The sequence below is a fragment of the Streptomyces sp. CC208A genome, from assembly GCF_030010625.1.
GTDB lineage: Bacteria > Actinomycetota > Actinomycetes > Streptomycetales > Streptomycetaceae > Streptomyces.
Window position 1 is genome coordinate 326258 of sequence record NZ_JASCXN010000004.1, and the last position, 19467, is coordinate 345724.

At 71.5% G+C, this 19467-nt stretch carries 17 protein-coding genes; 7 read left to right on the plus strand and 10 right to left on the minus strand.

The features are described 5' to 3' along the window. Nucleotides 1-7 precede the first annotated feature (7 nt). A complete protein-coding gene (locus QK442_RS07700) occupies nucleotides 8-568 on the minus strand; it encodes a TetR family transcriptional regulator (RefSeq protein ID WP_282693086.1) in 561 nt (186 codons plus the stop codon). 102 nt (nucleotides 569-670) lie between these two features. On the opposite strand from QK442_RS07700, the gene QK442_RS07705 reads away from it, so the two are divergent. After that, complete coding sequence (locus tag QK442_RS07705) at nucleotides 671-2107, plus strand: FAD-dependent oxidoreductase (RefSeq protein ID WP_282693087.1); 1437 nt, start codon at nucleotides 671-673, stop codon at nucleotides 2105-2107. Nucleotides 2108-2136: 29 nt separating this feature from the next. Here the strand turns inward: QK442_RS07705 and QK442_RS07710 are convergent, their stop codons facing one another. Next, a complete protein-coding gene (locus QK442_RS07710; RefSeq protein ID WP_282693088.1) occupies nucleotides 2137-2649 on the minus strand; it encodes a hypothetical protein in 513 nt (170 codons plus the stop codon). A 121-nt stretch (nucleotides 2650-2770) separates the two neighbouring features. Here QK442_RS07710 and QK442_RS07715 point away from each other — a divergent pair, with 121 nt between their 5' ends. Together QK442_RS07715 and QK442_RS07720 are read left to right on the plus strand one after the other, a co-directional pair. Beyond that, on the plus strand, nucleotides 2771-3526 hold the full coding sequence (locus QK442_RS07715; RefSeq protein ID WP_282693089.1) for an SDR family oxidoreductase: 756 nt from the start codon (nucleotides 2771-2773) through the stop codon (nucleotides 3524-3526). Nucleotides 3527-3668: 142 nt separating this feature from the next. Then, nucleotides 3669-4493: an LAGLIDADG family homing endonuclease gene (locus QK442_RS07720; protein ID WP_282693090.1), complete on the plus strand. Its 825-nt coding sequence runs from the start codon at nucleotides 3669-3671 to the stop codon at nucleotides 4491-4493. 57 nt (nucleotides 4494-4550) lie between these two features. Here QK442_RS07720 and QK442_RS07725 read toward each other — a convergent pair whose 3' ends face one another. After that, nucleotides 4551-5744 carry an RtcB family protein gene (locus QK442_RS07725; protein WP_282693091.1) on the minus strand — a complete coding sequence of 398 codons (1194 nt, stop codon included), beginning with the start codon at nucleotides 5742-5744 and terminating at the stop codon, nucleotides 4551-4553. A 174-nt stretch (nucleotides 5745-5918) separates the two neighbouring features. On the opposite strand from QK442_RS07725, the gene QK442_RS07730 reads away from it, so the two are divergent. The 3 genes from QK442_RS07730 to QK442_RS07740 all read left to right on the plus strand — a co-directional run bounded on the left by QK442_RS07730 (nucleotide 5919) and on the right by QK442_RS07740 (nucleotide 9173). Next, nucleotides 5919-6758: a DUF3558 domain-containing protein gene (locus tag QK442_RS07730; protein ID WP_282693092.1), complete on the plus strand. Its 840-nt coding sequence runs from the start codon at nucleotides 5919-5921 to the stop codon at nucleotides 6756-6758. A gap of 126 nt (nucleotides 6759-6884) precedes the next feature. Next, nucleotides 6885-7628, plus strand: coding sequence for a DUF3558 domain-containing protein (locus tag QK442_RS07735; protein ID WP_282693093.1), 744 nt, complete (start codon nucleotides 6885-6887; stop codon nucleotides 7626-7628). A gap of 186 nt (nucleotides 7629-7814) precedes the next feature. Next, nucleotides 7815-9173, plus strand: a complete 1359-nt coding sequence (locus QK442_RS07740) for a DUF2637 domain-containing protein (protein WP_282693094.1) — start codon at nucleotides 7815-7817, stop codon at nucleotides 9171-9173. A gap of 64 nt (nucleotides 9174-9237) precedes the next feature. Here QK442_RS07740 and lysS read toward each other — a convergent pair whose 3' ends face one another. Continuing rightward, the gene (lysS, locus tag QK442_RS07745; protein WP_282693095.1) at nucleotides 9238-10959 is read right to left on the minus strand and encodes a lysine--tRNA ligase; all 1722 of its coding nucleotides are present in this window, start codon (nucleotides 10957-10959) and stop codon (nucleotides 9238-9240) included. A 265-nt stretch (nucleotides 10960-11224) separates the two neighbouring features. On the opposite strand from lysS, the gene argS reads away from it, so the two are divergent. Further along, on the plus strand, nucleotides 11225-12988 hold the full coding sequence (gene argS, locus QK442_RS07750; RefSeq protein WP_282693096.1) for an arginine--tRNA ligase: 1764 nt from the start codon (nucleotides 11225-11227) through the stop codon (nucleotides 12986-12988). Nucleotides 12989-13042: 54 nt separating this feature from the next. On the opposite strand, the gene QK442_RS07755 is transcribed toward argS, so the two are convergent. From QK442_RS07755 to QK442_RS07780, 6 genes are all read right to left on the minus strand, one after another. Next, complete coding sequence (locus QK442_RS07755) at nucleotides 13043-13315, minus strand: DUF1876 domain-containing protein (protein WP_282693132.1); 273 nt, start codon at nucleotides 13313-13315, stop codon at nucleotides 13043-13045. Nucleotides 13316-13376: 61 nt separating this feature from the next. Continuing rightward, nucleotides 13377-14381 (minus strand): porphobilinogen synthase, encoded by a 1005-nt coding sequence (gene hemB, locus QK442_RS07760; RefSeq protein ID WP_282693097.1) that lies wholly within the window; start codon nucleotides 14379-14381, stop codon nucleotides 13377-13379. Nucleotides 14382-14537: 156 nt separating this feature from the next. After that, nucleotides 14538-16208, minus strand: a complete 1671-nt coding sequence (locus QK442_RS07765) for a uroporphyrinogen-III synthase (protein WP_282693098.1) — start codon at nucleotides 16206-16208, stop codon at nucleotides 14538-14540. Then, nucleotides 16205-17191: a hydroxymethylbilane synthase gene (gene hemC / locus QK442_RS07770; RefSeq protein WP_282693099.1), complete on the minus strand. Its 987-nt coding sequence runs from the start codon at nucleotides 17189-17191 to the stop codon at nucleotides 16205-16207. The genes QK442_RS07765 and hemC overlap by 4 nt, the downstream gene beginning before the upstream one ends. Further along, entirely contained in the window at nucleotides 17188-18555 is a 1368-nt protein-coding gene (locus QK442_RS07775; RefSeq protein ID WP_282693100.1) for a glutamyl-tRNA reductase, read from the minus strand. Before QK442_RS07775 ends, hemC begins: the two co-directional genes overlap by 4 nt. After that, a complete protein-coding gene (locus QK442_RS07780; RefSeq protein ID WP_282693101.1) occupies nucleotides 18552-19340 on the minus strand; it encodes a redox-sensing transcriptional repressor Rex in 789 nt (262 codons plus the stop codon). Before QK442_RS07780 ends, QK442_RS07775 begins: the two co-directional genes overlap by 4 nt. Nucleotides 19341-19467: the final 127 nt, after the last annotated feature.

Sequence of the window (19467 nt, forward strand, 5' to 3'; positions counted from 1 at the left end):
CCTCCCCTCAGGGGGTTTCGGCGGTGAGGTACCTCTGCACGGTCGGCGCCAGCCAGGCCACCACCTCGTCCCGGCTCATGTCGACGGCCGGCGGCAGGCGGAGCACATAGCGGGCGAGCGCCATGCCGAGGATCTGGGAGGCGACGAGCGCGGCCCTGGCCGGGGCCTCCTCCGGTCTCGGGCAGACGCCGAGGGCGACGGGGCCGAGCTGTGCCCCGAAGATCGACTGCATGCGGACGGCGCCGGCCTCGTTGGTGACACCGACCCTGAGCAGGCCGGTGAGCACGTCGTCCCGCTCCCAGCGGTCGAGGAAGTGGTTCACGAGGACGGCCCCGATGTGCTGGGAGGGCAGCGCGCCGATGGCGGGCAGGGCCAGGTCGATCTCGGAGGCGGCGGCGAACAGCCCCTCCTTGTTGCCGTAGTAGCGCATGACCATCGAGGGGTCGATCCCGGCGTCGCGGGCGATGGCCCGGATCGTGGCGCGCTCGTACCCGTCGGCGGCGAAGCGCTCGCGGGCGGCCTCCAGGATCGCGGCCCGGGTGGTGTCGGAGCGTCGTGCGGTCTTCATGCCCACAACTGTAGGCCAACAGGTGTTGACACGCCACGCGAGAGACCTCTACGGTGGTCAACAAGCGTAGGCCAACAAGCGTTGACCGATCGGAGGCCAGCCATGAGCACCACCGACACCACCAACAGCGACCGCCACGACACCGACGTCATCGTCGTCGGCGCCGGGCCCACCGGACTCCTCCTCGCCGGCGACCTCGCCGCCGCCGGACTCGACGTCACCCTCGTCGAACGCCGCCCCGCCGGCCGCTCCAACCTCACCCGCGCCTTCGGCGTGCACGCCCGCACCCTGGAACTCCTCGACAACCGCGGCCTCGCCGACGCCCTGGAGGCCACTGGCACCCCCATCACCCGGATGCGGCTCTTCGGTCATCTCTCCCTCGACCTCACCCGCCTCCCCTCCCGCTTCGACCACCTCCTCATCACCCCCCAGTACGAGGTGGAGCACCTCCTCGAAAAGCGCGCCACCACCGCCGGCGTCACCTTCCGCCACGGCACCGCCCTGGAAGCCCTCCACCAGGACGCCGACGGCGTCACCGCCGAGCTCACCGGCCCGGACGGCCCCCTCACCCTCCGCGCCCGCCACCTCGTCGGCACCGACGGACACCGCAGCACCGTCCGCACCGCCCTCGGACTCCCCTTCCCCGGCACCAGCGTCATCCGCTCCATCGTCCTCGCCGACGTCCGGCTCGCCGGCGAACCCGCCGCCTCCCTCACCGTCAGCGGCTCCGACAGCGCCTTCGCCTTCATCGCCCCCTTCGGCGACGGCTGGTACCGCGTCATGGGCTGGGACCGCACCCGCCAGGTCCCCGACAGCGAGCCCGTCGACCTCGACGAGGTCCGCGACATCGCCCGCCGCGCCCTCGGCACCGACCACGGCATGCACGACGCCCGCTGGATCTCCCGCTTCCACAGCGACGAGCGCCAGGTCCCCGCCTACCGCGTCGGCCGCGTCTTCCTCGCCGGCGACGCCGCCCACGTCCACTCCCCCGCCGGGGGCCAGGGCATGAACACCGGCCTCCAGGACGCCGCCAACCTCTCCTGGAAGCTCATCGCCGTCCACCGCGGCGAAGCCCCCGACCCCGAAGCCCTCCTCGACAGCTACCAGGCCGAACGCCACCCCGTCGGCGCCACGGTCCTGCGCACCAGCGGCGCCATCGTCCGCCTCGCCATGGCCCACACCCCCGCCACCCGCGCCCTGCGCACCCTCGCCACCACCACCCTGAACACCCTCCCTCCCGCCTCCGCCAAGGCCCTCGGCACCCTCAGCGGCCTCGGCATCTCCTACGCCCCCGCCCCCGGCGCCGGCCGCACCTCCGGCCGCCGCGCCCCCGACGTACAGCTCCGCGAGGGCCGCCTCCACGAACTGCTGCGCGCGGGCGAGTTCGTCCTCATCGCCCCCGAGGGCACCACCCCGGCCCTGCCGCCGATCGCCCCGACCACCGCCGCCCGCGTCGTCCGCGCCACCTGGACCGACCCCACCCGCCACACCACCGTCCTCGTCCGCCCCGACGGCTACGTCCTGTGGACCGACCGGTGACCGACCCCGCCCCGCCGGAGCCGGCCCCCTCAGAAGACGTACGGGTCCCCGGTCGCGAGCACCAGCACCCGGTGCCGGTCGTTGAAGGGGTTCCGGTCGACCCCACCGGACCGCCAGGCCGTACCGACCTCCACCGTCAGCTCCTGCGGTCGGCCCATCGCCCTCAGATCCAACGCCAGCTCCACCCCCGCCCCACCGCCCGGCAGCGCACCCGTCCGACAGGACACCACCCGGGCACTGCTCCACAGACACCCCGGCGGCAGCTCCTGACCACCCGCCATCGGCGCGGAGAAGGCCAACCGGACGGTGGCGTCCGCGACATCGGACGGACCGTGGTTCTCCGTCACCAGCCACACCCCGACCCGCCCGTCCCACAGCGACACATGACCGTGATGAGCCAGATCCGCCTCGGCCTCGGCCTCGACCACCTCGCCCACCACGTCGCCCCCCACGTCACCGGCCGCGCCGACGGCCGTCCCGGCACCCAGCACCACGAGCGCCGCGAGCGCGGCCCCCAGCACACCCTTCGACATCGCACGCATAAGGAGAAAATACCCACGAACCATCCCACTGTCTGACAATCCGTCAGCCCGCGTGTCCCTTTCCGACCGCCGCCTATCCTGACCACCACAGAGACCGACCACCTGTGCGAGGAGCCCCGCCATGTCCGCCCCCATCGCCGTCATCACCGGAGCGAGCAGCGGCATCGGCGCCGCCACAGCCCGGCAGCTGGCCGCCGCCGGCTACCGCGTGGTCCTCACCGCCCGCCGCAAGGACCGCATCGAAGCCCTCGCCGCCGAGATCAACGACGCCGGCCACCAGGCCACCGCCTACGCCCTCGACGTCACCGACCGCGCCGCCGTCGACGAGTTCGCCACCGCCTTCCGCACCCTCGCCGTCCTCGTCAACAACGCCGGCGGCGCCCTCGGCCTCGACCCCGTCGCCACCGCCGACCCCGAGGACTGGCGCCGCATGTACGAGGTCAACGTCCTCGGCACCCTCCACATGACCCAGGCCCTGCTGCCCGCCCTCACCGCGAGCGGCGACGGCACCGTGGTCGTCCTCTCCTCCACCGCGGGCCACGGCACCTACGAAGGCGGCGCCGGCTACGTCGCCGCCAAGAACGGCGCCCGCGTCCTCGCCGAGACCCTCCGCCTGGAGATCGTCGGCACCCCCGTCCGCGTCATCGAGATCGCCCCCGGCCTGGTCAAGACCGAAGAGTTCGCCACCACCCGCTTCCGCGGCGACACCGACCGCGCCGCGGCCGTCTACGCCGGCGTCGCCGCCCCCCTCACCGCCGACGACGTCGCCGACACCATCACCTGGGCCTGCACCCGCCCCCCGCACGTCAACATCGACCTCCTGGTGGTCCGCCCCCGAGCCCAGGCCTCCAACACCAAGCTCCACCGCGAACTCTGAGCCGAACGGGTGAACCCACCCGATCACCCGGACGACACCCGTAAACCCGACCTACCGTCGAAGACAACTCCATACAGAACGGCCCTCGACCGGGATTGCGGTCCCGGCCGAGGGCCTCACCACCAGGAAGGTGCAACTTCCCATGGCTGGACAGGACCTTAGCGCGCCCGCGCGGCGTTTCATGGACCTCGAAGACCCCGAGTACGCCTACATGTTCGACTTCCTCCAGGCCGACGGACACCTGTCGGAAGGAACCCGTCAGCGCGGGTGCCTCGCGGTCGAGATCAACGCGCGGGACGCCCACATCCTCCGCGAGTTCCAGCGGCTGACCCCGCACAACAGCACCATCACCGAGCGCACCCGCTCGACGAACTTCTCGACGGAGCACCACTCAGCCACCTGGTCCCTGTGCTCGCTGGAGGCGCGCACCACGCTCAACCAGCTCGGGCTGCCCTACGGGAAGAAGTCCACCCGGATCAAGCCGCCCCGCGTCGAGTTCTCCCGCCGTGACTATCTCCGGGGCGTCATCGACGCTGACGGCTCCGTCGGCCACACCGGCCAGGGCTTCCCCTTCGTCTCCCTCACCACGTCGAGCGCGGCAATCGGGGCCTATCTCTGCCACTACGCGAAAAAGACCATCGGCGCCGAACGCCGCCTCGCCCGCCGCAACACACGGGACGGCGTCTACAACGTCATGTACCAGAAGGAAGCCGCGCAGGAGTTGTGCGCCCATCTCTACTACCCGGGCTGCCTCAGCCTGGACCGTAAGCGGCTCGCCGCCGAGGCGTTGGCCTCGTGGACACGCCCCGCCGGCATGAAGGTCCGCCCTCCCCGACGCCCCTGGACGGCCGAGGAAGACCAGGTCCTCATGAACGCCCCCACGCTCGCGGTCGCCGCATCCGAACTCGGCCGGTCCCAGAGTTCCTGCCAGGTTCGCCGCTGGCGGCTGGTCAACGGCATCCGCTGACCAGAGCAGAGGCCCCGCGTCACACGCGGGGCCTCGCCTTTCTCCCGGCCCCGTGGGTCAGCCCTTCACGTTGACGACCTGCTTCAGCTTCGCGACGACCTCGACCAGGTCCCGCTGCTGCTCCATCACCTGCTCGATCGACTTGTAGGCGCCGGGGATCTCGTCCAGCACGCCGGAATCCTTGCGGCACTCCACGCCCCGCGTCTGCTCCTCCAGGTCCCGGACCGTGAAGCGCCTCTTCGCCGCGCTGCGGCTCATCTTCCGGCCGGCGCCGTGCGAGGCCGAGTTGAACGCGGCCTCGTTGCCGAGCCCCTTCACGATGTACGAGCTGGTGCCCATCGAGCCCGGGATGATGCCGAAGTCACCGCGCCCGGCACGGATCGCGCCCTTCCGCGTGACCAGCAGGTCCATTCCGTCGTAGCGCTCCTCGGCCACGTAGTTGTGGTGGCAGGAGATCTCCTGCTCGAAGCTCACCTTCGCCTTCCGGAACTCCTTGCGGATCACTTCCTTCAGGAGCGCCATCATGATCGCGCGGTTGTACTTCGCGTACTCCTGCGCCCAGTAGAGGTCGCTCCGGTAGTCCGCCATCTGCGGGGTGTCCGCGACGAAGACCGCCAGGTCACGGTCGACCAGCCCCTGGTTGTGCGGCAGCTTCTGGGCCACACCGATGTGGTACTCAGCCAGCTCCTTGCCGATGTTGCGGGAGCCCGAATGCAGCATGAGCCAGATTGCCCCAGATTGGTCGAAACATACCTCTATCAGGTGGTTGCCCGAGCCGAGTGTTCCCATCTGCAACGCAGCCCGCTCCCGCCGGAACTTCACCGTGTCCGCCACCCCGTCGAACCGCGCCCAGAAGTCGTCCCAGCCCCCCGTCGGGAACTGGTACAGCCGCTTCGGGTCGACCTCCTCGCGGTGCATGCCTCGGCCCACCGGGATCGCCTGTTCGATCTTGGAGCGGAGGCGGGAGAGGTCGCCCGGGAGGTCGTTCGCGGTCAGGGAGGTCTTCACGGCGGACATGCCGCAGCCGATGTCCACGCCGACCGCCGCCGGGCAGACCGCGTCCCGCATGGCGATCACCGAGCCGACCGTGGCGCCCTTGCCGTAATGCACGTCCGGCATGACCGCGAGGCCCTTGATCCACGGCAGCGTCGCCACGTTCTGCAGCTGCCGCATCGCGCCGCCCTCCACCGTGGAAGGATCGGCCCACATCCGGATGGGCACCCGCGCACCCGGGACCTCTACGTACGACATACTCCCTCGATTCCCCCAAAAAGCCTGATAACGCAAAAACCGGAGCCAAAGCCCGTACACGTGACGGCGGACCGGCATCAACGGCTGTGCGTGCGATAGACATTGTGTCCATCCGCCTTCTGTCGGCGGCAAACAGTTTTCGGGGAAGTCTTCGGGAGAAGGGAGCCTGGGACGGTGCAGGGAAAGAGGAAGTCACCCGGTCGCTCCCCCGGCACCCTCCTGGGCCTCGGCACCGGTCTCGCCGTCACGCTCGGCGCCCTGACCGGCTGCTCGTCCGCCGGTACCACCGAGGACGTCACCCTCGACGCCAAGGCGGGGGTCGCCGCCGCGCCCGTCGCGCCGCCCGGCCGCTACCGCACCCTCTTCGAGCCCTGCGGCGCCGTCCCCCAGGCGACCCTCCGCGAGCTGCTCCCCGGCACCGCCGCTCTGGCCGAGCCCGAGCGGGCCAAGGCGCTCCGGGGCACCGCCGCCGTCACGTACGAAACCGACCGGCGTGTCGGCTGCTCCTGGAACGCGGACACGGAGGGCGGGGCGCACCGGCTGGTGCTCGACGTGGAGCGGGTGGTCTCGTACGACCCGACGGTGAGCGACGCCGCGCGGGCGCAGGACGTCTACAGCCGCAAGCAGCTCACGGCCGGGATCGCCGTACCGACGACGCCCCCTCCGACGCCCACGGTCACCGCCACCTCCACCACTACCCCTACGGGTACGGCCGCCACCCCCACCGACGCTCCGTCCGGCCCCGCCGATCCGTCCGCGCCGGCGACGACCGGGCTTGAGCCGCGGCTGCTGAGCGGTCTCGGCGACACCGCGTTCGTCGACGACAGGCTCGGCACGGCGGGCAGGAGCGGGCACCAGCGGGTCGTGAGCGTGGTGTTCCGCACATCGAATGTGATCGTGACCGTCGAGTACCAGCAGCGTACGACGGGGGTGGAGACGACCCCGGACAGCAAGGAACTGCAGGACAGGGCGCAGAATCTGGCCCGGCTGCTGGCCGACCGGCTGGAGGAGTAGCCGACGGTCCGGTGTTCCGGGCGGGTCCCCGCGCGGGCAGCCGGTCGGCGGGGGGACCACGTAACGTGTCGGCGTATCCAGGGCCGCCTTCCGGCGCCGGCCGTACGACAAGCGACTGAAGGAACCATGCAGCGATCAGCTTCGCGACTCACCCGCATTCTCGCCGCCGCCGCCGTCCCGGTGATGCTCGTCGTCGCCGGCTGCTCCTCGGACTCGGGCAGCGGAAGTGGCAGCGGCGGGGCCGGTGACGCCGGTGCGGCGCAGGGCACGGCGACCGCGACCGCGTCACCGACCCCTTCTCCGACGCCGACGGTCGAGCCCGCGAAGTTCTCGAAGCTGCCGCTGGCGTGCCAGGCGATCGCGGAGAAGACGTCGGCTTCGCTGGTCCCGAAGGCGAAGAGCCCGAAGGGGACGGCCGCGGCCTCCACGGATCTGTCGCACCGGGGCGGCTGCTCGTGGAACGGTCTGGAGGACAAGGGCGTCAAGGGCTCGCAGTACCGCTGGCTGGACGTGTCGTTCTACCGGTACGACTCCGAGGTGTCGCTGGGCAGCGGTCAGCAGCGGGCGCAGGAGAACTTCGTCAAGGAGCTCGGGAAGGTCCAGGCCACCGAGGGCGCGAAGAAGCTGAGCACGGTGTCGGCGGCGGGCATCGGTGACGAGGCGAAGACCGTCACGTACACGGTGAAGAAGACCGGCGAGGACTTCGTGTACGCCTCGGTCGTGGCGCGTACGGGCAATGTGCTGGTGCTGCTGTCGTACAACGGTGCCGGGTACGCGGGGGCGGAGACGCCGGAGGCGAAGAAGATCGTCGAGGGTGCGACGAAGGCGGCGAAGGAAGCGGTGGCCGCGGTGGCCACGGCCAACAAGTAGCGGCCGATCGGTAGTCGTATCCGCTGGTCGGTGCGGTCGATCGAGGACGGCCGCACCGGGTAGTGACACAAATCGACACAGACAGGCGTGTGTGAGCGGAGCCCGTTCCTCCCCAGGGGGTCGGGCTTCGCTCATGTGTGCCACTCTGGGGCCCGCGAGACGTCGAAACACGGGAGGGGATCGCGGGTGGCCGCGATGGAGCTGACACGCACACACCGCATACTCATCGGGCTCGTCATCGGCGGCGCGGTGATCATCGCGGGGATCGGTTTCGCGGGTTCGTACGCGGCCGTGCGCGAGCTTGCCGTGCACAAGGGCTTCGGTACGTTCTCGTACTTCTTCCCGATCGGCATCGACGCGGGCATCTGTGTGCTGCTCGCCCTGGATCTGCTGCTGACGTGGCTGCGGATCCCGTTCCCGCTGCTGCGGCAGACGGCGTGGATCCTGACGGCGGCGACGATCGCGTTCAACGGTGCGGCGGCGTGGCCGGATCCGCTGGGCGTGGGCATGCACGCGGTGATTCCGGTGCTGTTCGTGGTGGCGGTCGAGGCGGCGCGGCACGCGGTGGGCCGGATCGCGGACATCACGGCGGACAAGCACATGGAGGGGGTGCGGCTGACCCGCTGGCTGCTGTCGCCGGTGCCGACCTTCCGGCTGTGGCGGCGGATGAAGCTGTGGGAGCTGCGCTCGTACGACCAGGTGATCAAGCTGGAGCAGGAACGGTTGATCTACCAGGCGCGGCTCCAGGCCCGTTTCGGCCGTGGCTGGCGGCGGAAGGCGCCGGTGGAGGCGTTGATGCCGCTGCGTCTGGCCCGATACGGCGTCCCGCTGGCGGAGACGGCTCCGGCGGGTCTGGCGGCGGCAGGTATAGATCCGGTCCTGCTGCCCCCGAACCCCGCCCTGGTCGCGGCCCAGGCCCAGGTCCAGGCCCCGCAGCCGGTGGCGGTGGCGCAGGCCCCCGCTCCTGCCCCCGCGCCGCAGGAGCTTCCGGCGGGGCAGCCCCGGGAGCAGGATCAGCCCTCCCAGGAGCAGGTCCCGCAGGAGCAGCCCCACCCGAACCACGAGAGCCCGTGGTTCGACGCCCAACAGGTCACCCCGGAGGGGTACGGAGGCACGTACAGCCCGCAGGCCGCGTCCCTTCCGGAGGATCCGCAGGAGCCGCAGGCGGCGGAGGCTCCGCAGGCGCGGCCTGCGCAGACGCAGGCTCCGCAGGCGCAGGCTCCGCAGGCGCCGGTGCCTCACGTCGCGGACGACCGTGAGCCGGCGCTCCCGGAGGAGTTCGTCCAGTACCCGGAGCAGCCGGAGTACGCGGAGCCGCAGGCCGAGGCGCCGACGGACAACCTCCAGGAGACCGTCTACAAGGTCACGTACGGCTTCGTGCAGGAGTACAACCGCTTCCCCACCCCGTACGAGCTGGAGCAGATGGTGGCGGAGGCGTACGGCCTCCAGCAGTTCCCGGCCACGCAGGCCGAGCTGCTCCAGCGGCTGACGCCGGAGGTGCAGGAGCGCATCCTCCAGGACATGGCGGCCTACGACACCCCCTGACCCCTACACGCCGAAGGGCCGCCCCGGTCGAACAGGGGCGGCCCTTCGCGTCACCTGGGTCAGGTCACGCGCCGAGCAGCTTGCGCACGCGGTCCGCGCCGACGGCGAGGAGCAGGGTGGGCAGGCGGGGGCCCGTCTCGCGGCTCACGAGGAGCTTGTAGAGGAGGGCGAAGAAGGAGCGCTGGGCGACCTTCAGCTCGGGGGTGGGCTTGGCCTCGGGGGTGAGGCCTGCCATGACCTTGGGGACGCCGTAGACCAGGGTGGTCAGGCCGTCGAGGGACCAGTGGCTGTCCAGGCCCTCCAGGAGGAGGCGGAGGGATTCGCGGCCCTCGGCGTCCAGGGAGGCGAGGAGCTCGGTGTCGGGCTCCTCGCGGACGATGGTGCGCTGGTCGGCCGGGACCTGGGTGGTGATCCAGTTCTCGGCGCGGTCGAGACGCGGGCGGACCTCGTCGAGGGAGGTGACGGGGTTCTCCGGGTCGAGGTCGGTGAGGATCCGGAGGGTCTGCTCGTCGTGGCCGGCGGTGATGTCGACGACGGAGGCGAGGGTGCGGTACGGGAGGGGGCGCGGGGTGCGCGGAAGCTCGCCGGCGGCGGTGCGGGCGGCACGCGCGTGGGCGGCGGCGTCGGCGGGCAGGGCGGTGCCGTCGGCGACCTTGGCCTCCAGCTTGTCCCACTCGTCGTAGAGCCGCTGGATCTCCTGGTCGAAGGCGATCTTGAAGGACTGGTTGGGGCGGCGGCGGGCGTAGAGCCAGCGGAGGAGCTGCGGCTCCATGATCTCCAGGGCGTCGGCGGCGGTGGGGACGCCTCCCTTGGAGGAGGACATCTTGGCCATGCCGCTGATGCCGACGAAGGCGTACATGGGGCCGATGGGCTGGACGCCGTCGAAGATGGAGACGATCTGGCCGCCGACCTGGAAGGAGGAGCCGGGCGAGGAGTGGTCGACGCCGGAGGGCTCGAAGATGACGCCCTCGTAGGCCCAGCGCATGGGCCAGTCGACCTTCCACACGAGCTTGCCGCGGTTGAACTCGCTGAGCTTCACGGTCTCGGCGAAGCCGCAGGCGGTGCAGGTGTAGGCGAGCTCGGTGGTGTCGTCGTCGTAGGAGGTGACGGTGGTGAGGTCCTTCTCGCACCGGCCGCAGTAGGGCTTGTACGGGAAGTAGCCGGCGCCGCCGCCGGAGCCGTCGTCCTCGCCGGCCGCGCCGGAGCCCTCGGCGGCTTCCAGCTCGGCTTCGTCGAGCGGCTTCTGCGACTGCTTCTTGGGGGCCTTCTTCGTCCGGTACTGGTCGAGGATGGCGTCGATGTCGGCGCGGTGGCGCATGGCGTGCAGGATCTGCTCGCGGTAGGCGCCGGAGGTGTACTGCTCGGTCTGGCTGATCGGGTCGTACTCGACGCCGAGCTCGGCCAGGGCCTCGACCATGGCGGCCTTGAAGTGCTCGGCCCAGTTGGGGTGGGGCGAGCCGGCGGGGGCGGGGACGGAGGTCAGGGGCTTGCCGATGTGGTCGGCCCAGGTCTCGTCGATGCCCTCGACGCCGTTCGGCACCTTGCGGTAGCGGTCGTAGTCGTCCCACGAGATGAGGTGGCGGACGGTGTGGCCGCGGCGGCGGATCTCGTCGGCGACCAGGTGCGGGGTCATGACCTCGCGGAGGTTGCCGAGGTGGATCGGGCCGGAGGGGGAGAGGCCGGAGGCGACGACGACCGGTTTGCCAGGCGCACGTCGCTCCGACTCGGTGATGACCTCGTCCGCGAAACGGGAGACCCAGTCGGTCTCGGTGCTGCTCTGAGCCACGGTCGGTACGTCCTTCTTTCCAGATCCTCGCGGGAATCCGCTCGAAGCTTTCGGATGCCTTACGACAGCCATTGTCCCAGACGGATCCGGGGACCCCGAGGTTGTCCACAGCCGGGACTCTCATGGGGGAGGGCTTGTCCACGCGGGTGGGACTTGCCCACAGGCGTCCACAGGCGGGGAAAACACGTTGCCCGCCCATGGGACACTTGACAAGCGATATAGACCCCCGGGACACCCGGACACGACACAACAGGAACGGAAGCTCATGGCCTCGGTCCCTTCCCTCGCTTCGACCGTGCAGCAGCGCCTCGCGGAAGGCCTCTCGGCAGCCCTGCCGGAGGCCGGTTCCGCCGACCCGCTGCTGCGACGAAGCGACCGGGCCGATTTCCAGGCCAACGGCATCCTGGCGCTGGCCAAGCGGTTCAAGGGCAATCCGCGTGAGCTGGCGGCGAAGGTCGTCGAGGCGATCCCGGCGAACGACGTGCTGAAGGAGATCGAGGTCTCGGGCCCCGGCTTCCTCAACATCACGGTGTCGGACGCGGCGATCGTGGAGACGCTGGCGGCCCGTGCCGCCGACGCGCGCCTCGGTGTGCCGCTGAACGAGTCGGCGGGCACGACGGTCATCGACTACGCGCAGCCGAACGTGGCGAAGGAGATGCACGTCGGGCACCTCCGGTCGGCGGTGATCGGTGCGGCGATGGTGGAGATCCTGGAGTTCACGGGCGAGACCGTGGTGCGCCGGCACCACATCGGCGACTGGGGCACCCAGTTCGGCATGCTCATCCAGTACCTGATCGAGCACCCGCACGAGCTGGACCACAAGTCCGGCGACGCGGAGGTCTCCGGCGAGGAGGCCATGTCGAACCTGAACCGGCTGTACAAGGCGTCCCGTGCCCTGTTCGACGCGGACGAGGAGTTCAAGACGCGGGCACGCGCCCGCGTGGTGGACCTCCAGGCCGGTGACGAGGAGACCCTCGCCCTGTGGCAGCGGTTCGTGGACGAGTCGAAGATCTACTTCTACTCGGTCTTCGAGAAGCTCGACATGGACATCCGGGACCCCGACATCGTGGGCGAGTCCGGCTACAACGACATGCTGCAGGAGACCTGCCGGCTCCTGGAGGAGTCGGGGGTCGCGGTCCGCTCCGAGGGCGCGCTGTGCGTGTTCTTCGACGACGTCAAGGGCCCGGACGGCAACCCGGTCCCGCTGATCGTGCAGAAGTCCGACGGCGGTTTCGGCTACGCGGCGACGGACCTGTCCGCGATCCGCGACCGGGTGCGGAACCTGAAGGCGTCGACGCTGCTGTACGTGGTGGACGCGCGCCAGTCGCTGCACTTCAAGATGGTCTTCGAGACGGCCCGCCGGGCGGGCTGGCTGAACGACGAGGTGAAGGCCGTCCAGCTGGCCTTCGGCACGGTCCTCGGCAAGGACGGCAAGCCGTTCAAGACGCGTGAGGGCGAGACGGTCCGGCTGGTGGACCTGCTGGACGAGGCGATCGAGCGTGCCTCGGCCGTGGTCCGCGAGAAGGCCCAGGACCTCACGGAGGAGGAGATCGCCGAGCGGGGTGCCCAGGTGGGCATCGGCGCGGTGAAGTACGCGGACCTGTCGACCTCGGCGGCCCGTGACTACAAGTTCGACCTGGACCAGATGGTCTCGCTCAACGGCGACACGTCGGTGTACCTCCAGTACGCGTACGCCCGTATCCAGTCGATCCTGCGGAAGGCAGGGGACGCCAAGCCGGTGGCCCGCCCGGAGCTGGAGCTTGCGCCGTCGGAGCGGGCCCTCGGTCTGCACCTGGACGGTTTCGGCGAGGTGGTCGCGGAGACCGCCGCGGAGTACGCGCCGCACAAGCTGGCCGCGTACCTGTACCAGCTGGCCTCGCTGTACACGACGTTCTACTCGGAGTGCCCGGTCCTCAAGGCCGACACCCCGGAGCAGGTGGAGAACCGTCTGTTCCTGTGCGACCTGACGGCCCGCACGCTGCACCAGGGCATGGCCCTGCTGGGCATCCGGACGCCCGAGCGCCTCTGACGGTGCCGGCCGGAAGGGGGACGGCGCCGTCCCCCTTCCGGCTTCCGGCGGCTTCTAGCGGTTGATCGGGTAGGACGTCCGGCCGGACACCTCGTCGATCTCCGCATGGGCCTTCTGGAGGAGCTGCGAGGCCAGGTCCATGAGGGCGCGGGCCCCGGCTATCTCCTCGCCGACCCGGAGCTGTTCGGGATCGGAGGGGTGCCGGTGGGCGGTGCCGTGGGCCCGGAACTCGGAGCCGTCCGAGAGCCGGACCATGGCGGCCGCGCGCGTCCGGTCGCCATCCTCCTGGAACTCCATGTCGACGTGCCATCCGACGAGCGTGTTCATCATGAGGACCACCTCCGGGAGGTACCTGTCGGGTACCTCTCCAGGGTGCGCCGCCCGGCCGTCACTGGCGAGCCGACCTCAGTTTCCGCGCGGCCTCGGTGGCCCAGTAGGTGAGGATCATCTGCGCCCCGGCGCGGCGGATGCCGGTGAGGGTCTCCAGGACGGCCTTGTCCCGGTCGATCCAGCCCTTCTCGGCGGCGGCCTCGACCATCGCGTACTCGCCGCTGATCTGGTAGGCGGCGACGGGTACGTCCACGGCCTCGGCGACCTTGGCGAGCACGTCGAGGTACGGGCCGGCGGGCTTCACCATCACCATGTCCGCGCCCTCCTCCAGGTCGAGGGCGAGCTCGCGCATGGACTCGCGGAGGTTGGCGGGGTCCTGCTGGTAGGTCTTGCGGTCGCCCTTGAGGGAGGAGCCGACGGCCTCGCGGAAGGGGCCGTAGAAGGCGGAGGAGTACTTCGCGGTGTACGCGAGGATCGACACGTCCTCCTTGCCGATGGTGTCGAGGGCGTCGCGGATGACGCCGACCTGGCCGTCCATCATCCCGGAGGGGCCGACGACGTGGACGCCGGCGTCGGCCTGGACCTGCGCCATCTCGGCGTACCGCTCCAGGGTGGCGTCGTTGTCGACGCGCCCGTCGTCGGTGAGGACACCGCAGTGGCCGTGGTCGGTGTACTCGTCGAGGCACAGGTCGGACATGATGACGAGCTCGTCGCCGACCTCGGCGCGCACGTCCCGGATCGCGACCTGGAGGATCCCGTCCGGATCGGTGCCGGCCGTCCCCAGGCCGTCCTTCTTGGCCTCCTCGGGCACGCCGAACAGCATGATCCCGGAGACGCCGGCCTCCAGGGCCTCCACCGCGGCCTTCCGCAGGGTGTCCCGCGTGTGCTGGACGACACCGGGCATCGCGCTGATCGGGACGGGCTCGGTGACGCCCTCGCGCACGAACGCGGGGAGGATCAGGTCGGCCGGGTCCAGGCGGGTCTCGGCCACCATCCGCCGCATGGCGGGCGTCGTCCGCAGCCGCCGGGGCCGGGCCCCCGGAAAGCTTCCATACGAGTTCATACGTGCGAGGCTACGCCCGCGCCGCGCCCCCACTTACCGACACGTTGTTGCCGCCGCCCCGCCCCGCCCCGTGCGGGCCGCGCCCGCGGCGAAACGGCGCGGCCCCCGCGAGAACGGGAACCGCGCCGGACAGCCGCCCCGCAAGGGGGCGAAGGCCTACGTCGTCCGCCTCCGCCGCGCCCCCGGGCGCCGCTCGCTCGGCCGCGTGACGGGGTCGCCCGCCTCCAGGGCCGCCTCCCGGCGCCGTACGCCGAACTCCGCGAGCGCCTCCGCCAGCTTGTGGACGGACGGTTCCGGGGACAGCACGTCGACCCGAAGGCCGTGCTCCTCCGCCGTCTTGGCCGTCGCGGGGCCGATGCAGGCGATGACGGTCACGTTGTGCGGCTTGCCGGCGATGCCGACGAGGTTCCGGACGGTGGACGAGGAGGTGAAGAGGACCGCGTCGAAGCCGCCGCCCTTGATCGCCTCGCGGGTCTCGGCCGGCGGCGGAGAGGCGCGTACGGTCCGGTAGGCCGTGACGTCGTCGACCTCCCAGCCGAGCTCGATGAGGCCCGCGACGAGCGTCTCGGTCGCGATGTCGGCGCGCGGCAGGAAGACGCGGTCGATCGGGTCGAAGACGGGGTCGTACGGCGGCCAGTCCTCAAGGAGGCCCGCCGCGGACTGTTCCCCGCTCGGCACGAGGTCCGGCTTCACACCGAAGTCGACCAGCGCGGCCGCGGTCTGCTCGCCCACCGCCGCGACCTTGATGCCGGCGAAGGCGCGGGCGTCGAGCCCGTACTCCTCGAACTTCTCGCGGACGGCCTTGACGGCGTTCACCGAGGTGAAGGCGATCCACTCGTACCGCCCGGTGACCAGGCCCTTGACCGCCCGCTCCATCTGCTGCGGGGTGCGCGGCGGCTCGACCGCGATGGTCGGCACCTCGTGGGGCACGGCGCCGTACGAGCGCAGCTGGTCGGAGAGCGAAGCGGCCTGCTCCTTGGTGCGCGGCACGAGGACCCGCCAGCCGAAGAGCGGCTTGGACTCGAACCACGAGAGCTGGTCGCGCCGGGCGGGGTCGCTGCGCTCGCCGACCACGGCTATCACCGGCCGGTGGCCCTCGGGCGAGGGGAGGACCTTGCCCTGCTTGAAGACCTGGGCGATCGTCCCGAGGGTCGCCGTCCAGGTGCGCTGGCGCGTGGTCGTGCCCGCGATGGTCACGGTGAGCGGAGTGTCCGGCTTGCGGCCGGCCGCCACCAGCTCTCCGGCGGCCGCGGCCACGGAGTCCAGGGAGGTGGAGACGACGACGGTGCCGTCGGAGGCGCCGACCTCGGCCCAGCAGCGGTCGTCGGCGGTCCGCGCGTCGACGAAGCGGACGTCGGTGCCCTGGGCGTCGCGCAGGGGCACGCCGGCGTACGCGGGGACGCCGACCACGGTGGCGACGCCGGGGACGACCTCGAAGGGGATGCCCTCGGCGGCGCAGGCGAGCATCTCGGCGCCCGCGTCGCCGTCGAGGCCGGGGTCGCCGGTCACCGCACGGACGACCCGCCTGCCGCCGCGCGCGGCCTCCATGACAAGATTGGTCGCATCCCTCAACACGGGGACACCGGCGGTTGTTGACGCCTCGTCAACAACCGTCAGCTCAGGCGTGCTCACGCCCGCGCGCGCATGGCCGCGGACGACTTCGAGGACGTCGGGCTCGGCGATCAGGACGTCCGCTCCCGCCAGGGCCTCGACGGCCCGGAGGGTCAGGAGTCCGGGGTCGCCGGGGCCTGCGCCGAGGAAGGTGACGTGGCCGTGGCCCGCGAAGACGGGGGGCACGGGGCTGGTGGTCGGGCTGGTGGGGCTCAAAGTGCTCGCTCCCCCATAAGACCGGCCGCACCCTTGGCGAGCATCTCGGCCGCGAGTTCGCGTCCGAGCGCCGCCGCCTCGTCGTGCGAGGTGGGTACGGGACCGGTGGTGGACAGCTGCACCAGCGTGGAACCGTCGGTGGTGCCGACGACGCCGCGCAGGCGCATTTCGGTGACAACCTGCCCGTGACCGGGGCCGTCGGCGAGGATGTCGGCGAGCGCGCCCACGGGTGCGCTGCAGCCGGCCTCCAGGGCGGCGAGCAGGGATCGCTCGGCGGTCACGGCGGCCCGCGTGCGCGGGTCGTCGAGAGCGGAGAGCGTGGCGACGAGGTCGGTGTCCGTCGCCGGGCATTCGACGGCCAGGGCTCCCTGGCCGGGGGCGGGCAGCACGGTGTCGGTCGGCAGTCGCTCGGCCGACAGGCCGCCGAGGAGTTCCTCGGTGCCGCCGATGCGGTTGAGTCCGGCCGCGGCGAGGACGACGGCGTCGAGCTCGCCCTCGCGGACGTAGCCGACGCGGGTGTCGACGTTGCCGCGGATGGGGACGCAGGTGAGGTCGAGGCCGTGGCTGCGGGCATAGGCGTTCAGCTGGGCCATGCGGCGCGGCGAGCCGGTGCCGACGCGGGCGCCCTTCGGCAGCCGGGCGAGGGAGAGCCCCTCGCCGGTGACGAGGACGTCGCGGGGGTCCTCGCGCTCCGGGATCGCGGCCAGCACCAGGTCGGGGTGCTGGGCGGTGGGGAGGTCCTTCAGGGAGTGGACGGCGAAGTCGACCTCGCCGGCGAGCAGGGCGTCGCGCAGGGCGGCGACGAAGACGCCGGTGCCGCCGATCTGCGCGAGGTGCTCACGGGAGGTGTCCCCGTACGTGGTGATCTCCACGAGCTCGACGGCCCGGCCGGTCAGCTGCCGGACCGCGTCGGCCACATGGCCGGACTGGGCCATGGCGAGCTTGCTGCGCCTGGTCCCGAGCCTCAGTGCCCTCTCGGTCATACTCGCCCTCGGTTCTTGACGTCGGCGTCATTCAGGTCGGCCCGGGAGACGGAGGCGACCGCCTCCGGGTCGAGGTCGAAGAGTGTCCGCAGCGCGTCGGCGTACCCGGCGCCGCCGGGCTCGCTGGCGAGCTGCTTGACCCGCACGGTCGGGGCGTGCAGGAGCTTGTCGACGACGCGGCGCACGGTCTGGGTGATCTCGGCGCGCTGCTTGTCGTCGAGGCCGGGGAGGCGGCCTTCGAGCCGGGCGACCTCGCTGGCCACCACGTCGGCGGCCATGGTGCGCAGGGCGACCACGGTGGGGGTGATGTGGGCGGCGCGCTGGGCGGCGCCGAAGGCGGCGACCTCGTCGGAGACGAGGGAGCGGACCTGGTCGACGTCGGCGGCCATCGGAGCGTCGGCGGAGGCGTCGGCCAGCGACTCGATGTCGACGAAGCGGACGCCCGGGACACGGTGGGCGGCGGCGTCGATGTCGCGGGGCATGGCGAGGTCGAGCAGGTGCAGGGTCCCGTCGCGGCCTTCGACCGCGGCCTCGACGGCCTCGCCGGTGAGGACGAGTCCGGTGGCGCCGGTGCAGGAGACGACGATGTCCGCCCGGGGCAGTTCGTCGCCGACGGCAACCATCTCGGCCGCGCGTGCGGCCACACCCGTTCCTCCGGGCTCGGTGAGGATCTCGGCGAGCCGCTCGGCGCGGGCGAGGGTGCGGTTGGCGATGACGATCTCGGCGACCCCGGCGCGGGCGAGGGTCGCGGCGGCCAGGGAGGACATCGATCCTGCGCCGATGACGAGGGCGCGCTTGCCCCGCGCCCAGGTCTCGACCTCGTCGGAGGCGTCGTCGCCGGCGGCGAGCTGCTCCAGGCCGAAGGTGACGAGCGACTGCCCGGCCCGGTCGATGCCGGTCTCGCTGTGGGCGCGCTTGCCGACCCGCAGGGCCTGCTGGAAGAGGTCGTTGAGGAGCCGTCCCGCGGTGTGGAGGTCCTGACCGAGGGCGAGGGCGTCCTTGATCTGGCCGAGGATCTGGCCCTCGCCGACGACCATGGAGTCCAGGCCGCAGGCCACCGAGAAGAGGTGGTGGACGGCCCGGTCCTCGTAGTGCACGTAGAGGTAGGGGGTGAGCTCCTCCAGGCCGACGCCGCTGTGCTGGGCGAGGAGCGTGGAGAGCTCGGCGACGCCGGCGTGGAACTTGTCGACGTCCGCGTAGAGCTCGATGCGGTTGCAGGTGGCGAGGACGGTGGCCTCGGCGGCCGGTTCGGCGGCGAGGGTGTCCTGGAGGAGCTTGGCCTGGGTCTCCGCGGGGAGCGAGGCCCGCTCCAGGACGGAGACGGGGGCGCTGCGGTGGCTCAGGCCGACGACGAGGAGGCTCATGCGGGCATCACCGCGGGGACGTCCCCGTCGGGTCCCTTGCGGCCGCTGTCGGCGGCGGTACGGGTGGCGGCCTGCGGCACCGCGGGGGGCACGGGCTGCGGGGCGGTCTCGTCGCCCGGCTCCTCGCCGGCCTTGCGCTGCTCGTGGAAGGCGAGGATCTGCAGCTCGATGGAGAGGTCGACCTTGCGCACGTCGACGCCGTCGGGGACGGAGAGGACGGTGGGGGCGAAGTTGAGGATGGAGGTGACGCCGGCGGCGACGAGGCGGTCGCAGACCTGCTGGGCGACGCCCGCGGGGGTCGCGATGACGCCGATGGAGACGCCGTCCTCGGCGATGATCTTCTCCAGGTCGTCGCTGTGCTGGACGGGGATCCCGGCGACCGGCTTGCCGGTCATGGCGGGGTCGGCGTCGATGAGCGCGGCGACGCGGAAGCCACGGGAGGCGAAGCCGCCGTATCCGGCGAGCGCGGCGCCGAGGTTACCGATGCCGACGATCACGACGGGCCAGTCCTGGGTCAGGCCGAGCTCGCGGGAGATCTGGTAGACGAGGTACTCGACGTCGTAGCCGACACCGCGGGTGCCGTACGAGCCGAGGTAGCTGAAGTCCTTGCGCAGCTTGGCGGAGTTGACGCCGGCCGCGGCCGCGAGCTCCTCCGAGGAGACCGTGGGTACGGAGCGCTCCGACAGCGCGGTCAGGGCGCGCAGATACAGCGGAAGGCGGGCGACGGTGGCCTCGGGAATTCCTCGGCTACGGGTCGCCGGTCGGTGAGTTCGGCCAGTTGCCACGGTGCTCCTGCGGGATGAGCGGGGCTGCAGGCGGCCATGCGTCCCAGGACCGCCCCGTCGAATGCAGGCTATGTCTTTGTGAACGCGTGCACAAAGATGGTGTCCGTTTTGTCTGGCCAAAGTGACC